General features: G+C 52.2%; 22 protein-coding genes. 9 read left to right on the plus strand and 13 right to left on the minus strand.

All coding sequences use genetic code 11. From position 1 onward, the window contains the following. Positions 1-29 precede the first annotated feature (29 nt). On the minus strand, positions 30-1,487 hold the full coding sequence (locus ACO0LF_RS07960; protein WP_423013586.1) for an alkaline phosphatase: 1,458 nt from the start codon (positions 1,485-1,487) through the stop codon (positions 30-32). Between the two features lie 294 nt (positions 1,488-1,781). On the opposite strand from ACO0LF_RS07960, the gene ACO0LF_RS07965 reads away from it, so the two are divergent. Continuing rightward, positions 1,782-2,834 carry an OmpA family protein gene (locus tag ACO0LF_RS07965; protein WP_423013587.1) on the plus strand — a complete coding sequence of 351 codons (1,053 nt, stop codon included), beginning with the start codon at positions 1,782-1,784 and terminating at the stop codon, positions 2,832-2,834. A 172-nt stretch (positions 2,835-3,006) separates the two neighbouring features. On the opposite strand, the gene xerC is transcribed toward ACO0LF_RS07965, so the two are convergent. The 4 genes from xerC to ACO0LF_RS07985 are packed head-to-tail and all read right to left on the minus strand — an operon-like array spanning position 3,007 to position 7,873. Beyond that, on the minus strand, positions 3,007-3,927 hold the full coding sequence (gene xerC / locus ACO0LF_RS07970; RefSeq protein WP_423013588.1) for a tyrosine recombinase XerC: 921 nt from the start codon (positions 3,925-3,927) through the stop codon (positions 3,007-3,009). A 42-nt stretch (positions 3,928-3,969) separates the two neighbouring features. Continuing rightward, on the minus strand, positions 3,970-4,629 hold the full coding sequence (locus ACO0LF_RS07975) for a DUF484 family protein (RefSeq protein ID WP_423013589.1): 660 nt from the start codon (positions 4,627-4,629) through the stop codon (positions 3,970-3,972). Continuing rightward, positions 4,626-5,489, minus strand: coding sequence for a diaminopimelate epimerase (gene dapF / locus ACO0LF_RS07980; protein WP_423013590.1), 864 nt, complete (start codon positions 5,487-5,489; stop codon positions 4,626-4,628). Before dapF ends, ACO0LF_RS07975 begins: the two co-directional genes overlap by 4 nt. Before the next feature lie 53 nt (positions 5,490-5,542). Beyond that, positions 5,543-7,873, minus strand: coding sequence for a methyl-accepting chemotaxis protein (locus ACO0LF_RS07985; RefSeq protein WP_423013591.1), 2,331 nt, complete (start codon positions 7,871-7,873; stop codon positions 5,543-5,545). A gap of 387 nt (positions 7,874-8,260) precedes the next feature. Here ACO0LF_RS07985 and ACO0LF_RS07990 point away from each other — a divergent pair, with 387 nt between their 5' ends. Both ACO0LF_RS07990 and ACO0LF_RS07995 read left to right on the plus strand, forming a co-directional pair. Next, positions 8,261-11,845, plus strand: a complete 3,585-nt coding sequence (locus ACO0LF_RS07990) for an indolepyruvate ferredoxin oxidoreductase family protein (protein ID WP_423013592.1) — start codon at positions 8,261-8,263, stop codon at positions 11,843-11,845. Between the two features lie 127 nt (positions 11,846-11,972). Continuing rightward, positions 11,973-12,344: a DUF423 domain-containing protein gene (locus tag ACO0LF_RS07995; RefSeq protein WP_423013593.1), complete on the plus strand. Its 372-nt coding sequence runs from the start codon at positions 11,973-11,975 to the stop codon at positions 12,342-12,344. 7 nt (positions 12,345-12,351) lie between these two features. On the opposite strand, the gene ACO0LF_RS08000 is transcribed toward ACO0LF_RS07995, so the two are convergent. Both ACO0LF_RS08000 and ACO0LF_RS08005 read right to left on the minus strand, forming a co-directional pair. Then, complete coding sequence (locus tag ACO0LF_RS08000) at positions 12,352-13,695, minus strand: reverse transcriptase family protein (RefSeq protein ID WP_423013594.1); 1,344 nt, start codon at positions 13,693-13,695, stop codon at positions 12,352-12,354. 265 nt (positions 13,696-13,960) lie between these two features. Continuing rightward, a complete protein-coding gene (locus ACO0LF_RS08005; RefSeq protein WP_423013595.1) occupies positions 13,961-14,572 on the minus strand; it encodes a glutathione S-transferase family protein in 612 nt (203 codons plus the stop codon). Positions 14,573-14,762: 190 nt separating this feature from the next. Between ACO0LF_RS08005 and ACO0LF_RS08010 the strand changes: the two genes are divergently transcribed. Continuing rightward, complete coding sequence (locus ACO0LF_RS08010; protein ID WP_423013596.1) at positions 14,763-16,514, plus strand: alkaline phosphatase D family protein; 1,752 nt, start codon at positions 14,763-14,765, stop codon at positions 16,512-16,514. A gap of 29 nt (positions 16,515-16,543) precedes the next feature. On the opposite strand, the gene ACO0LF_RS08015 is transcribed toward ACO0LF_RS08010, so the two are convergent. Next, positions 16,544-17,440: a LysR family transcriptional regulator gene (locus tag ACO0LF_RS08015; RefSeq protein ID WP_423013597.1), complete on the minus strand. Its 897-nt coding sequence runs from the start codon at positions 17,438-17,440 to the stop codon at positions 16,544-16,546. Positions 17,441-17,508: 68 nt separating this feature from the next. On the opposite strand from ACO0LF_RS08015, the gene ACO0LF_RS08020 reads away from it, so the two are divergent. Next, positions 17,509-18,384 (plus strand): DMT family transporter, encoded by an 876-nt coding sequence (locus ACO0LF_RS08020; RefSeq protein ID WP_423013598.1) that lies wholly within the window; start codon positions 17,509-17,511, stop codon positions 18,382-18,384. A gap of 9 nt (positions 18,385-18,393) precedes the next feature. On the opposite strand, the gene ACO0LF_RS08025 is transcribed toward ACO0LF_RS08020, so the two are convergent. Continuing rightward, complete coding sequence (locus ACO0LF_RS08025) at positions 18,394-18,858, minus strand: GNAT family N-acetyltransferase (protein WP_423013599.1); 465 nt, start codon at positions 18,856-18,858, stop codon at positions 18,394-18,396. A 294-nt stretch (positions 18,859-19,152) separates the two neighbouring features. On the opposite strand from ACO0LF_RS08025, the gene ACO0LF_RS08030 reads away from it, so the two are divergent. After that, the gene (locus ACO0LF_RS08030; protein WP_423013600.1) at positions 19,153-20,013 is read left to right on the plus strand and encodes an EamA family transporter; all 861 of its coding nucleotides are present in this window, start codon (positions 19,153-19,155) and stop codon (positions 20,011-20,013) included. 2 nt (positions 20,014-20,015) lie between these two features. Here ACO0LF_RS08030 and ACO0LF_RS08035 read toward each other — a convergent pair whose 3' ends face one another. The 4 genes from ACO0LF_RS08035 to ACO0LF_RS08050 form a co-directional block, all read right to left on the minus strand. Beyond that, positions 20,016-20,579 carry a YceI family protein gene (locus tag ACO0LF_RS08035; protein ID WP_423013601.1) on the minus strand — a complete coding sequence of 188 codons (564 nt, stop codon included), beginning with the start codon at positions 20,577-20,579 and terminating at the stop codon, positions 20,016-20,018. 73 nt (positions 20,580-20,652) lie between these two features. Beyond that, positions 20,653-21,447, minus strand: a complete 795-nt coding sequence (locus tag ACO0LF_RS08040) for a class I SAM-dependent methyltransferase (RefSeq protein ID WP_423013602.1) — start codon at positions 21,445-21,447, stop codon at positions 20,653-20,655. A gap of 105 nt (positions 21,448-21,552) precedes the next feature. Then, complete coding sequence (locus ACO0LF_RS08045) at positions 21,553-21,789, minus strand: helix-turn-helix domain-containing protein (protein ID WP_423013603.1); 237 nt, start codon at positions 21,787-21,789, stop codon at positions 21,553-21,555. Then, positions 21,789-22,337, minus strand: a complete 549-nt coding sequence (locus ACO0LF_RS08050; RefSeq protein ID WP_423013604.1) for a DUF2975 domain-containing protein — start codon at positions 22,335-22,337, stop codon at positions 21,789-21,791. Before ACO0LF_RS08050 ends, ACO0LF_RS08045 begins: the two co-directional genes overlap by 1 nt. A gap of 102 nt (positions 22,338-22,439) precedes the next feature. On the opposite strand from ACO0LF_RS08050, the gene ACO0LF_RS08055 reads away from it, so the two are divergent. The 3 genes from ACO0LF_RS08055 (at position 22,440) to ACO0LF_RS08065 (ending at position 24,531) form a co-directional block, all read left to right on the plus strand. Further along, entirely contained in the window at positions 22,440-23,324 is an 885-nt protein-coding gene (locus ACO0LF_RS08055; protein ID WP_423013605.1) for an alpha/beta hydrolase, read from the plus strand. A gap of 135 nt (positions 23,325-23,459) precedes the next feature. After that, positions 23,460-23,666 (plus strand): hypothetical protein, encoded by a 207-nt coding sequence (locus ACO0LF_RS08060; RefSeq protein ID WP_423013606.1) that lies wholly within the window; start codon positions 23,460-23,462, stop codon positions 23,664-23,666. 94 nt (positions 23,667-23,760) lie between these two features. Continuing rightward, a complete protein-coding gene (locus tag ACO0LF_RS08065) occupies positions 23,761-24,531 on the plus strand; it encodes a head GIN domain-containing protein (protein ID WP_423013607.1) in 771 nt (256 codons plus the stop codon). Positions 24,532-24,624 lie beyond the last annotated feature (93 nt).

Raw genomic sequence — 24,624 nt, forward strand, 5'->3', positions numbered from 1 at the left:
GTTTATCCGTTCTCAACAAGGTCAAATAATCACAGGCCAGCAGCGGTCTTAACCAGGCTGAATACTTTTGTGTTGTCTATCGTGCCCAGGAAGGTGTCAGCACCTTTACCGATCGCTCCCAGAAACACATCAGTACCGCCATGGGTTTCACTGCCAGCGGCGACACGCACTACCGATTCCTGATGATAAGTATTGGCACTCGTCGTATTTTCATCCAGGCTGATCATGCTGGTGCGATTGCCTTGTGTACGATTTTCACCATTACCAAAACCGATAATGGAATACGGCGCGCCGTCCAGATCTTTTTCTACCGTACCAGTCACGTAATTTTTGACTACACCCAGCACGCCTGGATTACCGGCAGCTGTTTTACCAGTACGTTTGGCGTAACCATTCAATACCAGAGTGTGGTCATGATCAGCAGTTACGACGATCAGGGTATTTTTCAAATCAGGATCGGAGAGCTTGGCTTTGGCAATGGCGGCCTTGATGGCATTGTCAAAAGCAACTGTATCCTGCAAGGCTTTTTTAGCGGTGGTTTCATGCAGGGCATGGTCGATGCGACCGCCTTCAACCATGAGGAAATAACCCTTGCTATTTTTTGACAATACATCCATCGCCTTGGTCGTCATTTCTGCCAGGCTAGGTTCCAGTGCAGGGTCGCGATCAAGGTCATAGCTCATGTGACTGGATGTGAAGATACCAAACAGGCGGTCCGTTTTGGTTCCATCAATAGCATTGAATTCTTTACTATTGCTTGCGAAAGCATAATTTTTTGCTTTCATCTCGGCGATCAGGTCACGTCCATCGGAACGCTTACCGCCATCTTTGACCGGGACGAAGAATTGCTTGCCACCACCCATCAAGACATCCAGACCTGTCGTCCCCAATGCGTTGTTATAACCTGCACCTCCAGGTACTGCTGCGGCGGCAATATCATTTTCCAGATCGCGATGGCAAATATGTGAATACGTTGCAGCCGGGGTGGCGTGAGTGACACGCGTAGTCGTCACTACACCTGCCGATAATCCTTTGGCTTTGGCCAGTTCCAGCAGCGTTGTCGCTGGTGTGCCATTTTTTGTGCCGCAATTATTGCTCAGTTTGTTGCCATTGGCGTCGGCTACCGGGTCTATCGCCAAGGTATCGGATGACATGGCGATGACTTCGTTATTCATCTTCACACCCGTCATGTACGCAGACATGGAGGGGGCGCTATCGGTGACCTGGGCGTCATTGGAAAATGTTTTGACGAATGCTGTTTCTGGCAAAGTATCCATAGTCAGTTCACCATCTTCACCGACAGAATAAATGCGTGCAGCGGTCATGGTGGTCATGCCCATGCCATCGCCTAAAAAGAAAATAACATTCTTAGGTGCGTCCACAACGGGAGGTGCATCAAGCGGGGTAGTTGAATTGCTGCTGCATCCTGCAACTAACAAGGTGATTGCTGCGCTGATCGCAGCAACGGAGAAATAATGGCGTTTCATTGTTGGCTATCCTGCTTGATTAAAAGCAAGGAATATAGCTATATTTTGTTACATAAGGATGACGCCTTCAGTGATGCTCTGCTGCAATGCATACCAGTTCGGATAGGCCATCTATCCAAAGCAAGGGCGATAATGACAGATGGCAGTCCACCGAAAGGCGATTGCAACGTTATTGGCAAAGGAAGGCAAGTCTGAAAATCAGCAAGAGGGGCTTAGGCTTGTGCTACATTAGTAGTCGTTGTAAAAATCTACATATTTTTATTTTTACCGGGAGTTTCCGAAATCATGCAAAAAATGCTGAAACCACTTTTGTTTGGACTGGTGCTGGCTGCCAGTCAGTTTGTTCATGCTGCCAGCAATCCCGCCTATGAAAAAGTCTTGAACTCGGATGCGCCGAATGCCAAGGATCATCCCCTGACCGGACGTTACCAGGGTTCCAGTATTTTGTTACAGACACAAAAAGCCTTTGATGAGATCAACTTCCCGGCGGGCCCGGCCACCGAGCCAGACTACAGCAGCAACAAGAAGTTTTCCAAAGTGCAGCATGCCGAGGGAACGCTGACGCGTACCGTTTATGTCGCACCCAAAGGCCGCTCTTCACTGGAAGTCTTCCGCAATTTCACTGACAGCCTGGCCAGCAAAGGCTTCAAGCCGGCATTCCAGTGTGATAACGATAGTTGCGGCCCTTCTTTCAAAAGTCTGAAATACAACTGGAATGAAAAACGTACCCATGTTCAAGGAGAAGGGTACGATAACAACCGTAATCGCTTTGTTTCCGCCGTGTTTGATGGTGCCAAGGAGATACGTTACGCTTTGCTGCAAAAAGGGACTGGTGCTGCTGCGACCTATGTAGGTGTATACGCAGCCATGAATTCTGGCGGCACCATGGGTGATATCACAGACAGCATGAGTGACCACGTTGCGGTACTGGTAGAAGTGCTGGAACCAAAAGCCATGGAGCAGAATATTGTCACCGTGGATGCCGATGCCATCAGCAAGGAATTGGCAGCCAATGGTGCAGTCAGCTTTTATGGTCTGTATTTTGATACCGATAAAGCGGTCATCAAACCAGAATCCAAGCCACAGCTTGATGAGATGGCGAAATACCTGAAAGCCAATAGCGCGGCTGTTTATATCGTCGGCCATACCGATACCCAGGGCGTGCTTGACTACAATATGACTTTATCAGGCAAACGGGCCCAGGCCGTGGTGGATGCCTTGAAAGGCTATGGCATTGCCGATGCCCGCCTGATCGCCAAGGGTGTAGGCCCACTGGCACCGCGTGCTTCCAATGCTGCTGAGGCCGGTCGTTCCAAGAACAGGCGTGTGGAAATGGTCTTGCGCTAAGAACCTGCTTACGATCTTAAGCGCGGGCGCAACGTGAGTCCATGCGGGGCTCATGTGCTGCTCAAAATGCTCATGTACTCAAGTACATTCCGCTTTTTGCGCTGCGTTTTTGTTACCCTGACCCCGCTGACGCTCGCTACAGACCGTAAACAGGTTCTACACCAGTAGCGACTTACTTTTTTGCACGTGGATGCGTCTGGTCATACACTTTGGCCAGATGCTGGAAGTCCAGCGAAGTATAGACCTGGGTTGCCGCAATAGAACTGTGGCCCAGCATTTCCTGTACAGCGCGCAAATCGCCGGAAGATTGCAAGACATGCGAGGCGAAGGAGTGGCGCAGCATATGCGGATGCACATTGGCCGGTATATCCAGAGTTTGCGCATGTGCCTTCAGGCGCAGTTGTATCAGGCGAACAGAAATGCGGGTGCCGCGCTCGGTTAAAAACAAGGGGTGTGGATCAGCTTTGAGCAGTGCAGGCCGTATTGCCAGCCAGTCTTGCAATGCTGCCAGTGCGGGTTTGCCTACGGGGACTATGCGTTGTTTGCCACCTTTGCCGGTGACATGGACTTCGCCTTCCTGTATATCGACCCAGCCTGCCGAGCTATAGCCGGATTCATTGACCGCCGCCACATCCAGGCTGGCTAGTTCAGATATCCGCAAACCACTGGAGTACAAGAGCTCAAACATGGCCCGGTTGGCGCGAGCCGTCGGCTGGTCGGCACCTTTGTGGGCAACCAGGCGCACTGCATCATCAGCTCCCAAAGCCTTGGGCAGGGGCTTGCCTTTCCTGGGAGCGCGCACGCCTTCTACCGGGTTGGCGGCCAGATCATGCTCTTCCAATAGCCAGCGATAAAAGCCACGCCAGCTCGACAGTTTGCGGGCGATGCTACGGGCATTTTGGCCGCTGGCATGCATTTGGGTGGCAAAGCGACGTATATGGTGGGTCGTCAGGCCAAGCAACTCGGCCTTACCGGCGAGCTTGATCAGTTCATGCAAATCCAGCAGGTAACTGTCCAGCGTGTGCTGGGACAATTGCCTCTGGCTGCGCAAGACTTCCAGATAGCTGGCCAGATACTGATCTTGCGTATTCATACCGGCCTTCCATGGATGAGAACTGAGAATCGGGGTGATGACTTAGATATCTACCATGCAGCTCAGTGCCGCACTGCTGGTATCGGCGATCTTGCTGAGGAAATCTGTGGCCATCTCTTTGGTGTAGCGATTGGGATCAGGGGAGCCCAATACCAGCAAGCCAAAGGTAGGCCCAGTTCCGGACAGGCGCAAAGGCAGCATCGCCAGGGATTCAATCGCCTGCTCAGTTTCCAGCCAGGCTGCTGCCTCAAAATCATGGTTCTTGCCACAGTAGGGCGTGCTCAAACCCTTGGCAAACAATTGCGCATCATCGCTGGTGGGGCTGGCAAACCAGGTATGGGTAAAGTCTTCAGCGACATTCCATAAGCGCAAGGTGGCATGCGGGAGCTCAAAAATGTCCTGCAAACCCTGGGTCAGGGCATACGGCAAATCAACATCATTGCGCGCCAACAGGAGCGCGCGGGTCCATTGCTGGAATTTTTGGCTGATATCGTGGTTTTCTTCAGCAATACGCAGTAAGTCTGCCATGCGCAATTCCAGGCCGCGATATTTTTCGCGTACCACTTCCATCTGCCTTTCCTGCAGCGAGATGGCACGTCCCATGACCGGGCTGGTGAGTTTGATGGAACCCAGCAATTCGGCATGTTCTTCAAAAAAATGCGGATGCTGTATCAGGTAGGTGGCGATATCGGTAGAATTCATTGTGTTTCTGTTAAATTAATTTCGCCTTCAAAGACGGTGACAGCGGGGCCGCTGAGGAAAACTGGCTGGCCTTCGCCCGCCCAGGCAATAGAGAGTTCACCGCCACGCATGCTGACACGTACCGGGCTATCGAGCAAGCCACGACGTATGCCAGCCACGGCTGCTGCACAGGCACCCGTGCCGCAAGCCAGGGTTTCACCGGCACCGCGTTCAAACACGCGCAGACGTATATGCTGACGTGCCACTATTTCCATGAAACCGGCATTCACCCGGCGCGGGAAACGCGGGTGATGTTCTATCAGCGGGCCATCCAGGGCAACCGGGAAGTCTTCGACATGAGCCACGACTTGCACCGCATGCGGATTGCCCATCGATACAGCAGAAATCCAGACCTGCTTGCCATTGATGTCCAGCGGCCACAAGCTGTCATTTTCCTCGGTCCTGGACTCCAGACCTTCGGTATTGAATGGCACCTGAGCCGCTGCCAGTATAGGCGCGCCCATATTGACGGTGATATTGCCATCATCTCCCATGCGCGGCTCTATGATGCCGGACATGGTTTCTACCCGTATGCTGGATTTGCTGGTCAAGCCTTTTTCTATGACAAACTGCACAAAGGCACGTGAGCCATTGCCGCATTGCTCAACTTCGCCACCATCAGCGTTATAGATGCGATAGCGGAAGTCAACATCCTGGCTTTCCGGGCGTTCAACCACCAGGATCTGGTCAGCACCTATGCCAAAGCGGCGGTCGGCAATCAACCGCCACTGCGCAGGAGTGAAATTGATGTGCTGGTTAATCGCGTCGATAACGACAAAATCATTACCCGCACCATGCATTTTGGTGAATTTGAGTTTCATGCTGTGATTATATCCTCAGTCGGCACAGCCCATGTGCTTCTGGCGTTTTCATCTCACTCAAGCTGATAGACCCCGCAACCCAATACCAGATTGTTATCGACTGCTTCTATATAAGAAGTTTTTGCTTCGGTCTTTTTCGAGACTGGATTGACTATCGTGTAATTGACCCAGCCGCCGCTTGCTGGCAATTCAAAAGCTTCCCTGACCAGTTTGCGGCCATCCAGGCCATCGACATGGAAGAGATTGACCTTGAGTTTGGCGGCATTACCTGCAAAAGCCAGGTATTGGCCATTGCGGTCAAAGGCAAATACATACATGTCGCGGTCGGCAAACAGTTTGTCGGCATTGGCAGTAATGATTTGCAGGGCAGGCCTGCCCCTGGACTGGTATGCGGCAACAGCTTTCTTGACCAGCACATAGGCTTCATCCGCCGTACCCTGCAATAATTTGAAGGCCGATGTGGCTCTGGTCAGGGCGCGAGCCTTGTCTTCCAGGCTAATGGAGGCGTGTTTTGCCTGTTCCGCCATCTGCGCATTGCTTTGGGTAATTTCATCCAGATGGCGCAAGGCTTCTGAGATTTGCGACAAACCATTGCTTTGTTCGCTGGAGGCGACCGAGATGGCATTGATATTATTCGCCAGGTCACGGATGCCGCCGACGATATCAGTCAGGGTCAGGTTGACATTGCCGATCTGGTTGACGCCCTGATCGACTCTATGCACAGAATCATCAATCAGACGTCTGATCTGACGGGCAGAGTCGGCACTGCGTTGTGCCAGGCTGCGCACTTCACTGGCCACCACGGCAAATCCACGCCCATGTTCGCCAGCACGTGAAGCCTCGACTGCTGCATTCAGGGCCAGGATATCGGTCTGGAAAGAAATGCCATCGATGAGGCTGACGATTTCCTGCACCTTGCGGGCGCTCTGGTGTATGCCATTCATGGATTCGACGGCGGCACGCATGTCGTCGCCTGTGGATTCAGTAATCAGGCGCAGGTTTGCTGCCAGGTTGTCGACTGCTCTGGCGCTCTCGGCATTCTTTTTCACCGTATCAGCCAGGTCGTCGACGCTGGCTGATGTCTGTTCCAGGCTCGATGCCTGTTGCTCAGTCCTGACAGTCAGGTCACTGATATTGCTGGCCAGACCTTCGCCCAGTTGCGCCACCATGCTGGCATTGCTGCGTACATTGGCGACCAGGCGTGACAAATTACCATTCATGGCTTCCAGCAAATTACCGGTTTTTGCCAGCTCGTCCTTGCCTATGATACGTATATGATTGGTCAGGTCACCAGCAGCAACTGCATGGGCAGCCCGCCTGACCTGGTTCAGCGCCGAGATGAAATCGCGGTAAAAGCCCAGCCCCAGATAGCAACTGAGAATGATGATCAGCACTATGCCCAGGCCCAGCAGGTTTTGATACAGATCCATCTGCCTGCTATTGTCCGCCAGCATCCTGCTCAGCTTGCCCTGCATCTGGGTTTGCAGTGCCAGGGCTTTTTCTATAGCGAGTGTGCCTTGCGCAAAATAGGCATTGGCCTCGCCGTTGATGCTGTCTGCCAGCAGGTTTTTCCTGGCCAGCGCAGTAAATGCCTGCGATGCTTCGAAAGCGGCCTGTTCTGCTGCAGGCAGGTACAAACCGGCGCGTTGCATTGCCTCATCCATATCGGTGACACCATGCATGGCTGCCTGCAAGGCATCCAGCCGCGAGACTATGCCTGCTTTTTCCGGGAATTCCATAGTCCCGGTCTGGATATAGCTGGCCCCCAGGCCGCGTAACAAGGCCAGATGCTCTATCCAGACTGGCAGCTTGCGCATGGAGACATCCAGCAAAATAAAATTCGCGCTGTCGCTATTCGTCAGCAAGCCCGTTTTTTCATTGAGCAAGGCAGAAAACTGCAAGCTTTGCCTGATCAAACGGCTATGCTGGGTGACATTGTCTTTCACATTGGCAGCGATCTGGCCTGCTGCGAGTTGCCTGAGTTCATCGGCGCTGGCTTTCCATGGCGCTTGCAAAGCCAGCGAGCTGTTGTTACTGAGGAACAGATCAAGCTGGTCGAGGCCGGTTTTTAACTCAGACCGGGTTTTAAGCAAGTCTTCATCCAGATTTTGGCCTGATAGTTTGAGATTTACCTGGCCACGGTGTTTTTGTGTCTGTATGACGACTTTCATGAGCAGGCCATTGGCTTCCATCCCCAGTACACCCGTATGCGCTTTGCTGGCTTCTACATGGATATGCCTGAGGGCCAGGCTGGCAAAAAACAACAGAGGCAGTAGCAAAAGAATAAAGATACCCAGTAATTTGCTGCGCAAACTCAGTTTGCTCATCAGCACTGTACAGGGGTGCATGATTTTATCGGTCAGACTGGCTTTATTCCCGGACATACAAATCCTCGCTTTAATGCATCATCACCTATACGGAGCCTGCTCTTGGATATAAGCTATTCTCCCAGATTATTGTTATTGATACGATAGAAATTGCATGTATAAAAAACAAATTTTCTATTCGTAAAGTGAGCATAAAGTAAGCGTAAAGTAAGTGCGACCAGTACACTTTAGTTAAGTGTCAGTCATACTGTACTGGTCTTTTTGTGAGGCACTGTCCATTGGGGGGGGCAATACAGCATGTTAATGTGCGATCCATAAATACTAGATTGAAGTAGTTCGCCTTTCACAATTCAAGCTAGCTTAAAAAGTATATGATTCACTCACAAGGTGATTCTGTTTTGTTGCGCACACCATTGCCACACGATAAAAAAGCACGGAGACCCCATGAACGCACCCCTCAAAGTTGAGCAGCAGGCGCTGATCGACAACAATATTTCCCTGGACGATAAATTCACGCTGGAGCGCGGCCGCGCCTTCATGACCGGCACCCAGGCCCTGATACGTCTGATGATGTTGCAGCGCCAGGCCGATGAAAAAGCGGGCTTGAATACTGGCGGCTATATCAGCGGCTATCGCGGCTCACCTCTGGGTAATGTCGATCTGACTGCTGCCAAGGCGAAAAAACACCTGGCCAAGCACCATGTGAAATTTCACCCTGGCGTGAATGAAGACCTGGCGGCCACGACAGTCTGGGGTACGCAACAGGTGAATATGTTTCCTGGTGCTAAATATGATGGTGTGTTTGCCATGTGGTATGGCAAGGGCCCGGGCGTAGATCGTTGCGGTGACGTGTTCAAGCATGCCAATCTGGCGGGTACCTCAAAACATGGTGGTGTACTGGTCGTAGCCGGTGATGACCATGCCGCCAAGTCTTCTACTGCAGCGCATCAGAGTGAACATATCCTCAAGGCCTGTGGTATCCCGGTGTTGTATCCATCTACCGTGCAAGAGTATCTCGACTATGGCCTGCATGGCATCGCCATGTCGCGCTATACCGGCCTGTGGGTATCGATGAAATGCGTAACGGACATCGTGGAATCCGGTGCTGTCGTTGATATCGACCCAGATCGAGTCAAACCAGTGATTCCTGAAGATTTTGTCTTGCCTGCCGATGGCGTGAACATCCGCACACCAGACCCGGTGCTGGCGCAAGAAATCCGCATGAATAACTACAAATGGTATGCGGCGCTGGCCTATGCGCGTGCCAACAAACTTAATAAAATCATCTGGGACAGCCCGGTTGCCAAGATCGGTATCATCACCGCCGGTAAATCCTACCTCGATACCCGTCAGGCACTGGCCGACCTGGGCATAGATGAACAAGTCGCCAAAGACATAGGCATACGTCTGTACAAGATAGGCCTGACCTGGCCGCTGGAATCTGAAGGCGTGCGCGAATTCGCTACCGGACTGGAAGAAATCCTGGTGGTTGAAGAAAAACGCCAGATCCTTGAATATGCTTTAAAAGAAGAACTGTACAACTGGGAAGACAAAGTTCGCCCACGCGTAGTTGGCAAGTTTGATGACAGTGGTGAGTGGAGTAATCTGCATGGCTCCGGCCATGGCGAATGGCTGCTGCCTGCGACTTATGAGCTGAGCCCGGCACAGATCGCCCGCGCGATCGCTTCCCGCATCAGCCGTTACTTCGCTGGTCACCCGGTAGAGCAGCGCGTGAAAGAACGTGTGGCCTATCTGGAAGCCAAGGAAGCCATGCTGAATGTGATTTCCAAGCCTGATCCTAATAAAGACCGCGTACCGCATTTCTGTTCCGGTTGCCCGCATAATACCTCTACCAAAGTACCTGAGGGCAGCCGTGCCCTGGCCGGTATCGGTTGCCATTACATGGTGACCTGGATGGACCGCGAAACCTCCACCTTCACCCACATGGGCGCAGAAGGCGTGACCTGGGTAGGCCAGGCACCATTCACTACCGAGAACCATGTGTTCTGTAATCTCGGTGATGGTACTTACTATCACTCGGGTTTGCTGGCTATCCGTGCCGCGGTATCCGGTGAAGTCAATATCACTTATAAAATCCTGTTCAATGATGCCGTCGCCATGACGGGTGGCCAGGAATTCGATGGCCCGCTGGACCCTGGCATGATTTCGCGCCAGATTGCCGCTGAAGGTGTCAGCCCTATCATCGTCGTTACTGACGAGCCAGAAAAATATGGTGCAGGCTATCCCTGGGCTGCCGGTGTGACAGTGCGCCACCGTAGTGAACTCGATGCCGTGCAACGTGAACTGCGCGTTGCCAAGGGAGTCTCTGCAATGATTTACGACCAGACCTGCGCGTCTGAAAAACGTCGCCGCAGGAAAAAGATAGACAAGGATGGCAAACCTGGCTTCCCTGACCCTGCCAAACGTGCGGTCATCAATGAAGCAGTCTGTGAAGGTTGTGGCGATTGCTCAGTGCAATCCAACTGCCTGTCAGTCGAGCCGCTGGAAACCGAATTCGGTCGCAAGCGCCAGATTAACCAGTCTTCCTGTAATAAGGATTTTTCCTGCGTCACCGGTTTCTGCCCCAGCTTTGTCACCGTCGAAGGCGGCAAACTCAAGAAGCCGGCAAAAACAAAAATTGAACCAGGCAATGCACTCGATGTAAATGCACTGCCTTATCCAGCCCTGCCTGATACCAAGACACCTTTCGGTGTACTGGTTACCGGTGTCGGTGGTACTGGCGTTATCACCATCGGTCAGATCATGGCGATGGCGGCGCATTTGCAAGGCAAAGCCTGTTCTGTACTGGACATGACAGGTCTGGCGCAAAAGGGTGGCGCGGTGATGTCACACGTACGCCTGGCTGACAAGGCCGACGACATACAATCGACACGCGTAGGCACAGGCATGGCCGATCTGGTCATAGGCTGTGATCTGATCGTGACGGCAGGCAAGGATGCATTGTCACGTATGGGTGAAGGCCGTACCCATGCCGCTATCAATGCCAATGGTTCGCCAACTTCTACCTTCATCAAGAATCCTAACTGGCAATTCCCGGCTGAATCAGCCGAAGGTGATATCCGCAAAGCCTGCGGCGCTGACCGTGTCGACCTGATCGATGCTGCCTCGATAGCCACGGCCTTGATGGGTGACAATATTGCGACGAATATGTTCATCCTCGGCTATTCCTGGCAAAAAGGCTGGGTGCCGCTGGAAGAAGTCGCCCTGATGCGTGCGATTGAACTCAATGGCGTATCGATAGACTTCAACAAGCAGGCATTCAACTGGGGTCGCCTGGCTGCGCATGACCTGGCAGCAGTACAACGCCTGGTGACACCGGCACAAGTCATAGAACTGAAACGTGCACCGACACTGGATGACACCATCAACAAGCGCGTGACTTTCCTGACGGATTACCAGGATGCGGCTTATGCCAGCCAGTACAGCGACTTTGTGGCGCAAGTCAAAGCCGCAGAAAGCAAACTGGTCGATGGCAACAAGCCTTTGCGCCTGACAGAAGCGGTAGCCAAATACCTGTTCAAACTGATGGCCTACAAAGACGAATATGAAGTCGCACGCCTGTACACTGACGGCAAATTCCAAAAGAAAATTGCCGACATGTTTGAAGGTGACTACGCCATCAACTTCCACCTCGCACCGCCATTGCTGGCCAAGCGTGATGACAAAGGCCATTTGATCAAGCAACAGTTTGGCCCATGGATGATGAAGGCATTTGGCGTACTGGCCAAGTTCAAATCTCTGCGTGGCGGCACTTTTGATATCTTCGGTTATACCGAAGAACGCAGGATGGAGCGTGCCTTGCCGGTAGAGTACAAGCAGACACTGAACAAGCTGCTGCCTTTGCTGAACGCCGATAATTTGTCCAAGGCAGTCGCCATTGCCAGCATTCCTGAAGACATACGCGGTTATGGTCATGTCAAGGAAAGGCATTTCAAGGCCGCCAAGGCCAAGGAAGCGACACTGATTGCTGAATTCAATACGGCACAGTCTGCGCAAAAAGCTGCGTAATCAGATCGATTGCTCCTACTGAAACCGCCATGTTTTGCATGGCGGTTTTTTTTATGCCTGACTATCTGCTTAAGCAATAAAGCCACAAGGCTTTAAAATAGCGTTTCTCTGCCACTTGGAATCCATCATGCAAGCACGTTCTTTCATCGCTACCGCCGCCATCCTTATGTTCATAGGCGTTACTGCCGGTGCCTTTGGTGCACATGGCTTGAAGCAAATGCTGAGTGCCGACATGCTGGTGGTCTGGCAAACGGCAGTGACTTACCAGATGGTGCATGGCCTGGGCATGCTGGTGCTGGGCATCATGTTGCAGCAACAGGATAGCGCCTTGTTGCGCAAGGCAGCCTGGGCGATGCTGGCCGGGGTCATTATTTTCAGTGGCAGCCTGTATGCATTGGCACTTACTGGCGTGCGCATATTGGGGGCGATTACGCCGATAGGTGGCGTGGCCTTTTTGGCGGGTTGGGCGATGCTGGCGTGGGCGGCGATCCGTCGCTAAGCCAGAGTCAAGTCATCACTGGCGTATCTGTCCAGTTGATCTGCTCAAACAGAGCTTGCAGTTTTGCCGTGCGTACCGGGTTGATCATGCGCATATAGGCAAGCTTGCCTGCCAGATGGGCGCGAAAATCTGCATGTCCTGCGCGGTTTTGTGAAGCGGGATTGTGGCGCAGGCAGTTAGTCAGTATCGCTTTCAAAGTATCGTACTCAGCGCGCTTGATATTGCAATGGCTGTTGACGACGATACCTGTGACTTGCTGTCTGGTTGCAGCGCGCATGATGCGGGTCTTCTTATAATTCAATACAAAACCTTCTTCCAGCACGATGGCCGCCACCTGCGGGATAAATCTTTGCAGGCTTTGCTCGAATTGCTCATTTCCAGAAAACGTCAGGTCATCTGCATAACGGCTATAACTGGCTTGCATGCTGTCCGCCAAAGCTTGCAGGCGCATATCGAGACGGTAAGCACATAGATTGGCGAGGGCAGGGGAGGTTGGCGCACCTTGTGGCAGATGCGGGCTACGTAAGAGATGTGCGGCGCTGATAGAAGCCTGCGGCTTGTCAGTTTTATTCCTGAAGATAGCGCCAGGCGTGCGATTGCTGCATAGTCTTGCCAGTGTACCGGCTACTTTTTCCGGATAAGCCAGTTTGCTAAATAGTGCATGCAGGCGTGAACCAGGGATGCTGCAAAAAAAATCTTTTAAGTCCAGCCTGACTACAACGCGCTTGCCCGTATGCTGTGCCGCATGGCTGAGGCTGGAGCGACCCCGTTGGAAAGCCTGCGCCGCTGCATGTGGCGGAACCCGGTTCAATATCTGTTGCAAAATTTTTCTTTGAATATTGCGCAGACGTGACTTGGGTATTTCCAGCAAACGCCAGCCGCCCGTCGCTTTTTCCAGCCAGCGGTAATGGTAGTGTCCGAGTTGGGGCGCTGCCTGCGCATCCTGCCGCCATTGATCGGCAAACCAGGCCAGTTCATTGATGGTCAGGTTCAGGTGTCTGGCCAGATCAGCGGAGTTGCTGAACTCAGGCAAGCCCTGTGTTTGCAGCCATGCCGGTTTTTCAGGGGCGATCGCTGGCTGCAGACAATACTGTTTGATTTGCGGTTTTTCCCCGTCACGCCAGGCATTGTCGTAGCCATGGTCATCCAGTATCAATGCAGCCATTTCATGGCGGCTGTAATGATAAAAATGCGGGCCAGCATGTTGTTCAATTTTTTGACATAGCGCTGGTATCCACGGCCATTTCCGGCCCAATACCCAACTCATGTTTTTCATCAGGGCGATATGACTACATTCACCTGCCAGTAAGGCATCGGCGATAGCTAAGGCGACCTGCTTGGGTGTGTCCATGAATATGAGGCTGTCAGGTATCGAGGTATTATTGGGGGGCAGCGGGGCGGCGCAGAGCCTGCAACCAGTCTCGTCAAGTGTGAGCCAATCTGCATGAAGTGCAGGGCGGCTCACGCGATGAAATACCAGGTCAATTTATCCCGCGGGGTAACCCCGCAGAGGCGTTATGGACTTGCGTTTGAACGCCAGCTTGCAGGGTACGCCGCCTTGCGAAGATAGGCTATGCAAGTCTGGCTGTCAATCTCAAGCAGGTAATTTCCCTGGTCTATTCACTATATTTTGCGACGGCTTGTTGATAGGCAGGACGTGCCGCCACCATGTCAACAAAGCGGGTCAGGTTGGGGAATGCCTCGCGGCCAGCACCACGCACGGCGGACTGTACGGCAAACGACAATTGTATGTCTGCCCCCGTCAGGCTGTCACCGACGAAATAATCACGGCCCTCGAGTTCGCTATTCAGGTAACCAAAATGGTTTGCCACCTCGCCGTTGATACGCGGGTGCAAAGGTGCACCAGCTTCACCCAGACGCCCTACATACAACTTCAGCAGCAGTGGCAACATGGCAGAGCCCTCTGCGTAGTGCAGGAATTGTACATAGCGGTTGTAGTCGGAAGTGCCCACGGCAGGGGCCAGACGACCATTGCCATAAGTGCGTATCAGGTAATCGATGATGGCACCGGATTCGATCAGCGTCTGGTCTTTATCACGCAGCACAGGGGCCTTGCCCAGCGGGTGTATCTTTTGCAGCTCGGGAGGGGCCAGGCGGGTCTGAGGATCACGGTCATAAGAAATGACGGTGTAATCCAGGCCCAGCTCTTCAAGCAACCAGGTGATACGGCGTGAGCGTGATTCTTTTAAGTGGTGGAGTTCTATCATGGCAGCCTCGCGGTGTGGGGGAATTAGTAAATCGCAAAAACTCATTATGCCCAGTTTTTGATGAGTGTGCGGCTTGCTGTGTTGCGGCACTAGAGTTAAGCCTCTAGAGTTTCCTGTCGGAATTGCCATTGGCGTCACATTCCTGACACAAGGCGGCCCTACTATCTGTGATTTCCAGTGGAGTAGCCAGATGCAAAACGATCAGAAAAAAGACCAACAAGACAAACAAGTGCAGTCGGCCAATATTGGCCGTCGCGGCTTTTTCATCAAGATGTCCTCCGTTGCTGCCGTCATGGCATCAGGTGGTGTGCTGACTGCTTGCGGTGGTTCATCCACAGTCTCACCCACAGTCCCAGCCCCAGTCTTGAATGGTGAGATGGCAGCTTTCAATTATGGTGTCGCCAGCGGTGATCCTTTATCTGATCGCATTATTTTGTGGACCCATGCCAAGATATCGACCGATGCCAGTGTCGACCTGACCTGGCAAATGGCGGCGGATGCGAGTTTTGCCAGCGTGCTGTTCACAGGCAAAGTGACGACCAGCGCGGCTACGGGTTTTACTGCCAAGGTCGATGCTACAGGCCTGACTGCCAACACTGAATATTACTATCGCTTTATAGCACCGAATAATAGTATTTCTCCTGTCGGTCGTACTCGCACCCTGCCTGTCGGCAATGTAGATCAGGTCAAGCTGGCGGTGTTCTCATGCAGTGATTATCCTGCCGGCTATTTCAATGCCTATGACAGCGCAATCTCTTCCGGTGCACAATTCGCCCTGCACCTGGGTGATTATATTTATGAATACAAGGACGGTGTTTATCCGCCTGCTGCATCGCAAGTCGCTGGCCGCGTTTCTGCGCCTGCCAATGAGATCGTCACGGTGGCTGATTACCGCGCCCGCCATGCCCTGCACAAGGCTGACCCTTACCTGAAAGCCCTGCATGCCCGCATGCCCATGATCACCATTTGGGATGATCATGAATTTGCCAATAATGCCTGGATGGATGCGGCAGAAAATCATAATCCCGCAACGCAAGGCCCATGGGCAGCGCGCAAGGCAGCGGCCAGCCAGGTTTATCATGAGTGGATGCCGATACGTTCACCAGATACCAGCAATTTGCTGAAGATTTATCGGTCTTTTGATTTCGGCAATCTGTTGTCACTGCACATGCTCGATACTCGCATGATAGGTCGTGAACAAGCGCCTGACCGCATGCTCGATGCGCAAGGTCGCGACGTGGCTGATCCGGCATTCTTGCCGTATGCCTTCAACAAGAACAAGCAATTACTGGGTGTGACCCAGCAAGCCTGGCTGGATACGCAAATGAGTTCCTCCAAGGCGACCTGGCAGGTATTGGGCAACCAGACGGTCATGGGGCGTGTGCAATTGCCAGCATCCGTGCTGAAAGCCAATCTGAGTGCAGATTCCGTAACTGCTTACCTGACTGCCAAGGCTACGCCAGCAGCAGTACAAACGCAGACACAAAAAGATTTGCTTGATCCACTCAAGAATCCAAAAATTTCCTATACCTTCGATAACTGGGAAGGTTATCCAAATGCCCGCGATACTGTTTTCAATTCGGCTGCGAAATTGAAAACGGCAGGCAAGAAGTTCCTGGTCTTGTCAGGTGACAGCCACAATGCCTGGTTCAATAAACTGACGCTGCCGGATGGCACGCAAGTCGGGGCAGAATTTGCGGGCATGTCGGTGACTTCTTCGGGTTTTGAAAGCATCTTCCCGCCTGCCCTGGTGCCACCTGCAACCCTGGCAGGCACCATCAAGGCACTGGTGGATGACATCAACTACATAGACACATCCCGTCGCGGTTATATGCTGATCACCGTGACGCCCACAACGGCCAAGGGTGAGTATGTGTATGTCAGCACCGTCACCAGTTCCAGCTATACTACCAGCGTGGATGCCTTCACTTACGCTGGATAAAATTCAGTTTTCCGCCAGTGGCAACAAGATCATTTCCCCAAATGATCTTGTATGCAGTTGCTCAAAAAATCCCTGATCGCCAGCACCCTGGTACTGGCTTTCAAATCCCGGTGATAGACCAGCCAGAGATTGCGCGACAATTCTGACTTGCTGATGCTGACTTCGATCAAGTCAGGATCTGCATCACCGATAAAGCGCGGCAGCACAGCCAGACCGACACCAGCCCTGGCAGCCTGCAATTGCACATTGGCGTTGTTGCTGAGCAGCCTGGGGTGCTGGGTTTTAAAATAGTGCTTCAACCATTGCGCCATGGGTAAATGCTCCCAGTCCTTGCCCCAGCTCACATACTGACTGTTATCCTCATGATGCCTGCTGCGATAGGCAGAGAAATACACCTTGCCTATGGCGTGGGCGATATAGTCTTGCTCGCCCGGTTTTTCACCAGGATTGGTCAGGCGTAAAGCGACATCTGCTTCACGCCGGTTAAGATCAACCAGCTTGATATCTACCGCCAGCTCCACTTGCAGCTTAGGATGCAGTGCATACAGCCTGGGCAGGTTGGGGGTGATCAAGTGCACGGCCATCATCTCGGCGCAAGCCAGGCGCACATAGCCACTGACCTGGCGGCAAGAGCCTGAGCTGGCATCGCGCCGCTCCAGGGCCAGCAAGGCATCTTCGACATTGACGATGAGATCCAATACTTCCTTGCCTTCATCAGTCAGCAGATAACCGCTTTGCTGGCGCAAGAATAGCGTGTGGCCCAGTGCCGCTTCCAATTGCTGTATATGCCTGGCAACGGTAGAGGCACTGCTGCCCAATACCTTGGCAGCCTGACTCAGTCCGCCATGCCTGGCGACGGCCAGGGCATATTTAAGGTCATTCCAGTCAAAATCCCGGCTTTCTATTTCTGGAAAATGGTTTGCCATTTTTTGCTATATATTTTTCAAAATTGGATGACTATAGTAACGCAATCAACTCTGCCAGAAAGTAAACCATGAATATGATGACTGCCCGCCTGTTTGGCGCAACATTTTTATGGGCAACAGTATTCCATGTCGGCAAATTCGCCATGCAGCAGTTTTCTCCCCTGGCGGTCGTCAGCTGGCGCAATGCCATAGCCGGTCTGGTACTGACGGGCCTGACCCTGCCAGCCTTGCGCACGCATTGGCTGGCTATCCGTGCCCATCTGGGTATTTTGTTGATACTGGCGATGTTTGGTGTGCTGGGTTTCAGCCTGTTCATGTTTTATGGCCTGCGCTCTACCAGTTCGGTGAATGCAGCGCTGATCATGGCGTTCAATCCGGCACTGATCGTTTTGCTGAATGCCTTGCTGAACCGGGAAAAAATACGCGGCTTGCAAGCCCTGGGCTTGGGATTGGGTTTGCTGGGCGTGCTGATCGTGGTGGCCCATGGCTCCCTGCAAGCTCTGCTGAATCTGCATATCTCTCAGGGGGATATGCTGGTGACCTTGGCCAGCCTGTGCTGGTCTGTGTATTGCGTATTGCCCAGGCGTTATGCCAGCCAGGTACCTAGCGCCATCCTGAGCAGCATGACTGTCAGCATGGCCGCCGTCATGCTGATGCTGCTGGCCTTTGCCGAAGCCCCGGATATCTTTGTCATGCCGCCTATGTCTACCCTGCTGGCCATGTTATTCCTGGGTCTGTTTGGCACTGTACTGCCCTATCTGTGGTGGAACCGCAGTGTGCAAGAGATGGGGCCAGCCAAAGCCGGTGTCTACATGAACCTGGTGCCGGTATTTGCCAGCCTGGTCGGCGTCGCCCTGGGACAGCAACTCGAGAGCAGTCAATTGCTGGGTGCTGTCTTTGTGGTAGCAGGTGTGCTGCTAACGAACAAGCGGCCCGCAGCATGATGAGCTGGCTCAGTCGTGGCAGTATTCCATCGCCGCGACTTCTGCATTGGAATCACTTTCTACTTCTACAAAACCCAGCTGGCGATACAAATGCAGTGCTGCGGGATTATCCCTATAGACACGCAGGCTGACGACAGACAAGCCGGTCCCGGCAATAGCATGCTGCATCAATTGCTCGCATAGCAGCTTGCCATAGCCCAGGCCACGTGCCGCTGGCGAGACGATGATACGACCCAGATGCACGCGTTGCTCGTCGCGCCGCCAGAACTGGGCAAATGCCACGACTTCCTGATTGGCATCCACCATGACCAGGGCTTGTGCATGCGGTTTAGCCAGCAGGGCAGGCAAGTCGGCGCTGGCAAAAGGATAGACTAATTGCGGGCCAGCCCAGCGGGCACAGGCTGTGGCATTCGGTATCCAGGTGGCGATGACGGCATAATCTGTGGCGAGTGCAGGACGTAAGCTTGGCGACATTTTTTATCGATGGGAAGTGAAACATCTGCTTGTCACACTCAGGTGTGAACAAGTGAGTAGCAGCTATTTTATAATTTAAATTTGTCTAGGGTATAGGGATATTCATTATCTGCACCGGCTTCTTTGATGCAAGCCGACTGCGGCTATATACTTTGCCAGCGCCGTTTCATTCTTGCCATGGTGGGTGATCGATTTGAAATGCAGTGCTGCCTGTATTACCGACTATCCTTCGCCAATATGGAATCAGTAAATGTCTTGCAATCCAAGCCTGTACCTTGTTGTGACTGAGTACCTATGTCAACGCTAGTCGTGGCCACTGTCTTGTTTGCTGCCTTTCTGCATGCCGCCTGGAATGCGGCCATCAAGGTAGGTAGCAACAAATATTTCAATACTGTTTTGGTGACTTCTGGTGCTGGCCTGGTTTGCGCAATCGCCCTGCCTTTTGTGCGCCAGCCCGATGTGGGCAGTTGGGTATTCATGCTGGCTTCAGTGGCTTTGCAAGTCGGGTATTTTTATTTGCTGGCAGCTGCTTACCGGCATGGTGACATGAGCGAGGCTTATCCCATCATGCGGGGCACGGCCCCTTTACTGGTGGCGCTGGTCAGTGGTGCTGTCATCGGTGAAACTGTGCCCGCTTTGCGCTGGCTGGGGCTGGGATTGCTGGTGACAGGCATACTTGGTTTGAGCCTGTTCGGGCATGCAAAAACAGAGGGCGAAAAGCAGGTTTTAACAAGTCGCTCCAGCCGTGGCTTTGCCTTGCTGAATGCCTGCTTCATTGCCGCTTATACCGTAGTAGATGGCATAGGTGTGCGCAAATCAGCTGCCCCGGCTGCCTATACCATGTGGATATTCTTGCTGACGGCGCTGGTGCTGTTGAGCGTGCTGATGTTCAGGGACAGGCAGGCTTTCTTGACTTACACCAAGGGCAAATATCTGCTGGGCATCGCTGGCGGTACAGCTTCTGTCGCTTCGTATGGCCTGGCTTTATGGGCCATGACACTGGCACCAGTGGCGGCGATAGCTGCCTTGCGTGAAACCTCCATCCTGTTCGCTACGGCGATTGCAGCCTGGGTCTTGCACGAAAAAATTTCTGTCAGACGTCTTGCGGCAATTTTTCTGGCGGTGGCGGGTGCTATCCTGATTCGCTATACCTGAGCTTATTCCCTGATTGCTTCTACACTGAAAGACAAAGTCACTTCATCACTGACAAAAGGTACATAGCGGCCTACGCCATAGTCGCTGCGCAGTATCCTGGTATTGCCATTGGCACCGCAGGCGCGCTTGAGGTAGAGGATCATGAAACGGCATTCAAATTGCGTGATGTCGACGATCACTTTGCGTGTCACATCCTTGATGGTCAGATCGCCTTCCACCTGTACCAGCTTGTCTTCATTGAAGATCATTTTGTCTGACAGGAAAGAGATTTTTGGATACTTCTCGGCATGGAAAAAACTCTCCGAACGCAAGATCTGGTTGAACTTGTCAGAACCGGTATTGATGGAGTCGGCATCGATGTTAATTTGCAGACTGCCAGTCTTGTTTTCCATATCGAGTTCTATGCTGCCGCTATTCTTGTCAAAACGGCCGCGTTGCAATGACAGTCCCCAGTGCCTGTATTCAAAGCTGCTGAATGTATGCTCTTGGTCGACCAGATATTTATCTGCAGCAACTGCGGTCAGGCAAGCGCCAGACAATAACAGCAGCAGGCATTTTTTCAACATGGCCGCTCCAAATTAAAAAGGCAGTAACAGCCATCATAAGCTGTTACTGCCCGACTTGCCAGAAACGCGTCTTTTATGGTTTGACGAACTTCAGCGTCATCCTGTCGCTTTCACCTATGGCTTCGTATTTGGCTTTATCCTTATCCTTGTTGGCATAAGTAGGTGGCAGGGCCCAGACCCCGTTTTCATGATCGCTCATGTCTTTGGGGTTGGCATTGACCTCGGATTTAGCGGCCAGTTTGAAGCCCACGCTTTCTGCCAGTTTGATGACATAGCTTTCATGCACATAGCCTGTGCTGGCTTTGTCATCCTGGGTTTTGCTGGTTGGCAGGCGATGCTCAACCACGCCAAATACTCCCCCTGGTTTCAGGCTGTCATAGGCGCTTTGGAACAGGGCTTTCATGGCAGGTTCGCCATTGCCTATCCAGTTATGGATATTTCTGAACGTCAACACCATGTCTGCACTGCCCTTGGCGACATAATCAAGCTTGGCGGGTGGTGCAAAGACACCCATCTGTACCTTGCCATAGACAGCTGGCGTGGCATCCAGTTTTTGCTTGAAGCTGGCTGCGCCCTTACTGGTTGCCGGGTCACCCAGGGCCGCTACCATTTTGCCATTGTCGCGCAGATACGGCGCCAGGATTTCGGTATACCAGCCACCACCAGGTGACAGTTCAACCACCGTCATATTCGGCTTGATGCCAAAAAAACTCAGGGTTTCATAAGGGTGGCGGGCACTGTCACGAACTGCATTGGCAGGCGTGCGTTGTTGTCCTGCAATAGCAGCTTTCAAGGCATCATCCGCCATGGCGACCTGGCTGGCACCTATACCAGTGAGCAGGCTCACGGCGAGCAGAAATTGTTTCATGCAAACTCTCCTAAGGAAAAAACATATGACTGCGGGTAGACATAAACGTTCCACGCAGATGGCAAGCTTTGATCGTGCAGCGCATCATAAAGCTTTTTGAGCTACTCAGTCATCCCCCGCATCATCGCTGCTTTTGCCATCGTTCACCCATTCCATGATATCGCCGGGCTGACAGTCCAGGCGCTCGCAGATTTTTTCAAGGGTGGAAAAACGTATGCCCTTGACCTTGCCGGACTTCAGCAAAGAAAGATTTTGTTCCGTGATGCCAACAAACTGTGCCAGCTCCTTGGATTTGACCTTGCGCCTGGCGAGCATAACATCGAGATTGATCAGGATGGACATCAGATAAAACCCTCATTTTCTTCAGCCAGCCTGCGTCCTTCATGCAGCATGCCGGTCACCAGATAAAACACCAGGCAGACCAGCAAGAGCATCAGTTCTTCCGCATTCACCGAGACTGACAAGCGATGCGCATAGACATCCGGCAATAGCGTGAATACCAGATGACGCAGTGGCACTTCCACAATGCCAAACAGGGTGGATAGCGCCAGTGCACCGGCAAAACTATGCAGGCAGGCAATATTGCCGAGTGAGAACATGTTTTTTTGTGCATCAGGCAATTGCAAGGCTTGCAGTAAGCGGTTCAGCTTCATCAATCCAAACAAAATGCATAGCAATGCTGGCAAGCCCAGGGCTATGCCTGCACTCCATTGCGCAGCAGACAATTGCTGCGATTCTTCCCAGCCCATACCTCGGACACTGACTTGCATATGCCATGTACCCAGATGAGGTGTCAGGCCAGTCCAGGCCAGCACAAAGTACAAGACCTGGACCGATGCACAGATTAAAAGCAGGCCGCGGACCAGGCGGGATTGATTTTTTATTTTCATTAATGATTGTCCTATAATTATAAATTATTGTTTTACGATAATTTATTTCTGTTATAGTTTGATTGTAATAGAAGTTTGCGTGAATTACCTGCCAGGAGAGAGATGATGCACAAAATATTAAAAGTTGTATTGAAACCAGTATGGTCCCTGGTCTTGCCTGCTTGCCTCGTGCTCAGCCTGAGTGCCTGTATGACTATGCAGATCGGTGAAAGAAATTTTATACATCCAGATAGCAAGTCTGGTTATAAGCAGCAAGAGCATTTTGACCAGGCAGCCTTGCAGCGTGTTGCCAGCAATACCAGCTTGCAAGAACACAGCATCACCACGGCAGATGGCCAGACTTTGCGTGGCGTCAGCATGCTGCAAGCCGGGGCAGGTGTGACAGTATTGTACTTTGGTGGGAATATGTTTCATCTTGACCGTCACGCTGGACAGATTGCCGCAGCACTGGGACAGTGCAAGCTCAATTTGTTTATATTTGATTACCGTGGCTATGGCCGCAGCTCGGGTGAACCCAGTGTCGACACCATGCGCAGCGATGCCTTGCAGATTTACGATTACGTGCGTCAGCATAGCCAGGGCAAGCTCATTGTCCACGGACAATCGCTGGGTAGCTTCATGGCTGCCCATGTCGCCCAACAACGTCAGCCTGATGGCCTGGTCATGGAATCGACGGCAAATAATGCCTATGCCTGGGCCAGCGCCAATATACCCTGGTATGCCCGTCCTTTTGTCAGCATAGAATTAAGCCCGGCTTTAAAGAATATTGACAATGTTAGTGCCCTGGCCGCCTATACTGGCAATAGCCTGCTGGTGATGGGTGATAAAGACAAGGTAACGCCGCTGGAGCTGGGTCAAAAGGTCTATGCTGCGATTCCGCAAGGCAATAAGCGCTTGTTTGTCAGCGCGGGCGGTGGGCATGATGGTTTATTGGAAAGAGACGATGTGCAGGGGGCTTACTGCAGTTTTGTTCAAGCCTTCAAATGAAAAAAATGCCTTACCGACCTTGGTATGCTTGCGTGGGATAGCCTAAAGCCTCAGACTAGGCTCCCATTCATGTGCAAGCGCTCATAGAGCTGCGGTTTGCATCATGCTGTGTGAGCCTATTTTTGAATTGATATCATGAAAAAATCATCCCTGTTTTTGTTGCCTTTGGCGGTGTCCTTGCTATTGCCCTTGCTGGCACAGGCGCAAACTCCCGTCTTCCGATGTGAAGTTGATGGACGCGTTACGTGGTCAGATAAACCATGCAAAGGCAAGGGGACTGTGGTGAAGGTCAAACCCCTGAAATCCGGCGTACCAAATAATACTGACGGCAAGACCAAATAAATGACGGGCACGATATTGCCTTAAGGATAAATTCTCTTTGCGGGAACTTGTCTTATTCACTATAGTCTGAAGATACACAATACTTCAGGAGACTATGTTGAAAAATCAGAATTCCCGCCGCTATGTTCTGGCCAGCTTGCTGGCACTGGTAAGCCTGCCTGCCGCTGCCGACTGGAGTGGAGGTTGGGGCTGGAGCAAGGGCAAAGGTATCGAAGGTTCTGGCAATATCCAGAAACAAGACCGCAATGTCACAGGATATTCCAGCGTTGACCTGGCGTTGCCTGCCAAACTGGAGCTGCGCCAGGGCGACAAGGAAGGCGTGCAAGTAGAGACTGACGATAATTTGCTGGCCCTGGTCGAGACAGTGGTAGAGAGCGGTCATCTAAAAATCCGCAATGCGGAAAAAAATACTTACCCCAAGACCAAAACCCTGAACATCATTGTCTATTGCAAAAATCTCGACAAGATCGCTGTCAGCGGTTCTGGCAAAATCTGGACAGACAAGTTGGCAGCAAAAGAATTGCAAACCAAGATAGGTGGTTCGGGCGATATACAAATCAAGGCCCTGCAGGCGGATAGCCTGAGCGTGGCAATAGGCGGAAACGGCAACTTCATGGCTGCTGGTACTGCTGCCGAATTTAATGGCAAGATAGGTGGTTATGGTGATATCCAGGTTGGCAAACTGGAAGCCAGTAATGTCAAAATCAAGATAGGTGGCTCTGGCATAGCACAAGTCTGGGCCAAGGAAAAACTGGATGTCAGCATAGGTGGTTCTGGCGACGTCAGTTATTACGGTGACCCCAAACTCAGTAAATCCATACACGGTTCTGGCAAGGTGACGCGCAAGGGTGATATGCCAGGCTAGGCTGGCATCAACGTCATCGCAGAGGGCAAACATAGGATTCTGTTTGCCCGCGATATCAGTTCATCTTCATTTCGTCTTCATTGCATATTTACT

Origin of the sequence: Undibacterium sp. Di27W (assembly GCF_049340345.1) — a bacterium.
Taxonomy (GTDB): Bacteria; Pseudomonadota; Gammaproteobacteria; order Burkholderiales; family Burkholderiaceae_D; genus Undibacterium.

Bases quoted from the DNA above. Each gene is read 5' to 3' on its own strand.
- ACO0LF_RS07960 (WP_423013586.1), bottom strand. From the start codon at position 1,487: ATGAAACGCCATTATTTCTCCGTTGCTGCGATCAGCGCAGCAATCACC.
- ACO0LF_RS07965 (WP_423013587.1), top strand. From the start codon at position 1,782: ATGCTGAAACCACTTTTGTTTGGACTGGTGCTGGCTGCCAGTCAGTTT.
- xerC (WP_423013588.1), bottom strand. From the start codon at position 3,927: ATGAATACGCAAGATCAGTATCTGGCCAGCTATCTGGAAGTCTTGCGC.
- ACO0LF_RS07975 (WP_423013589.1), bottom strand. From the start codon at position 4,629: ATGAATTCTACCGATATCGCCACCTACCTGATACAGCATCCGCATTTT.
- dapF (WP_423013590.1), bottom strand. From the start codon at position 5,489: ATGAAACTCAAATTCACCAAAATGCATGGTGCGGGTAATGATTTTGTC.
- ACO0LF_RS07985 (WP_423013591.1), bottom strand. From the start codon at position 7,873: ATGTCCGGGAATAAAGCCAGTCTGACCGATAAAATCATGCACCCCTGT.
- ACO0LF_RS07990 (WP_423013592.1), top strand. From the start codon at position 8,261: ATGAACGCACCCCTCAAAGTTGAGCAGCAGGCGCTGATCGACAACAAT.
- ACO0LF_RS07995 (WP_423013593.1), top strand. From the start codon at position 11,973: ATGCAAGCACGTTCTTTCATCGCTACCGCCGCCATCCTTATGTTCATA.
- ACO0LF_RS08000 (WP_423013594.1), bottom strand. From the start codon at position 13,695: ATGGACACACCCAAGCAGGTCGCCTTAGCTATCGCCGATGCCTTACTG.
- ACO0LF_RS08005 (WP_423013595.1), bottom strand. From the start codon at position 14,572: ATGATAGAACTCCACCACTTAAAAGAATCACGCTCACGCCGTATCACC.
- ACO0LF_RS08010 (WP_423013596.1), top strand. From the start codon at position 14,763: ATGCAAAACGATCAGAAAAAAGACCAACAAGACAAACAAGTGCAGTCG.
- ACO0LF_RS08015 (WP_423013597.1), bottom strand. From the start codon at position 17,440: ATGGCAAACCATTTTCCAGAAATAGAAAGCCGGGATTTTGACTGGAAT.
- ACO0LF_RS08020 (WP_423013598.1), top strand. From the start codon at position 17,509: ATGAATATGATGACTGCCCGCCTGTTTGGCGCAACATTTTTATGGGCA.
- ACO0LF_RS08025 (WP_423013599.1), bottom strand. From the start codon at position 18,858: ATGTCGCCAAGCTTACGTCCTGCACTCGCCACAGATTATGCCGTCATC.
- ACO0LF_RS08030 (WP_423013600.1), top strand. From the start codon at position 19,153: ATGTCAACGCTAGTCGTGGCCACTGTCTTGTTTGCTGCCTTTCTGCAT.
- ACO0LF_RS08035 (WP_423013601.1), bottom strand. From the start codon at position 20,579: ATGTTGAAAAAATGCCTGCTGCTGTTATTGTCTGGCGCTTGCCTGACC.
- ACO0LF_RS08040 (WP_423013602.1), bottom strand. From the start codon at position 21,447: ATGAAACAATTTCTGCTCGCCGTGAGCCTGCTCACTGGTATAGGTGCC.
- ACO0LF_RS08045 (WP_423013603.1), bottom strand. From the start codon at position 21,789: ATGTCCATCCTGATCAATCTCGATGTTATGCTCGCCAGGCGCAAGGTC.
- ACO0LF_RS08050 (WP_423013604.1), bottom strand. From the start codon at position 22,337: ATGAAAATAAAAAATCAATCCCGCCTGGTCCGCGGCCTGCTTTTAATC.
- ACO0LF_RS08055 (WP_423013605.1), top strand. From the start codon at position 22,440: ATGATGCACAAAATATTAAAAGTTGTATTGAAACCAGTATGGTCCCTG.
- ACO0LF_RS08060 (WP_423013606.1), top strand. From the start codon at position 23,460: ATGAAAAAATCATCCCTGTTTTTGTTGCCTTTGGCGGTGTCCTTGCTA.
- ACO0LF_RS08065 (WP_423013607.1), top strand. From the start codon at position 23,761: ATGTTGAAAAATCAGAATTCCCGCCGCTATGTTCTGGCCAGCTTGCTG.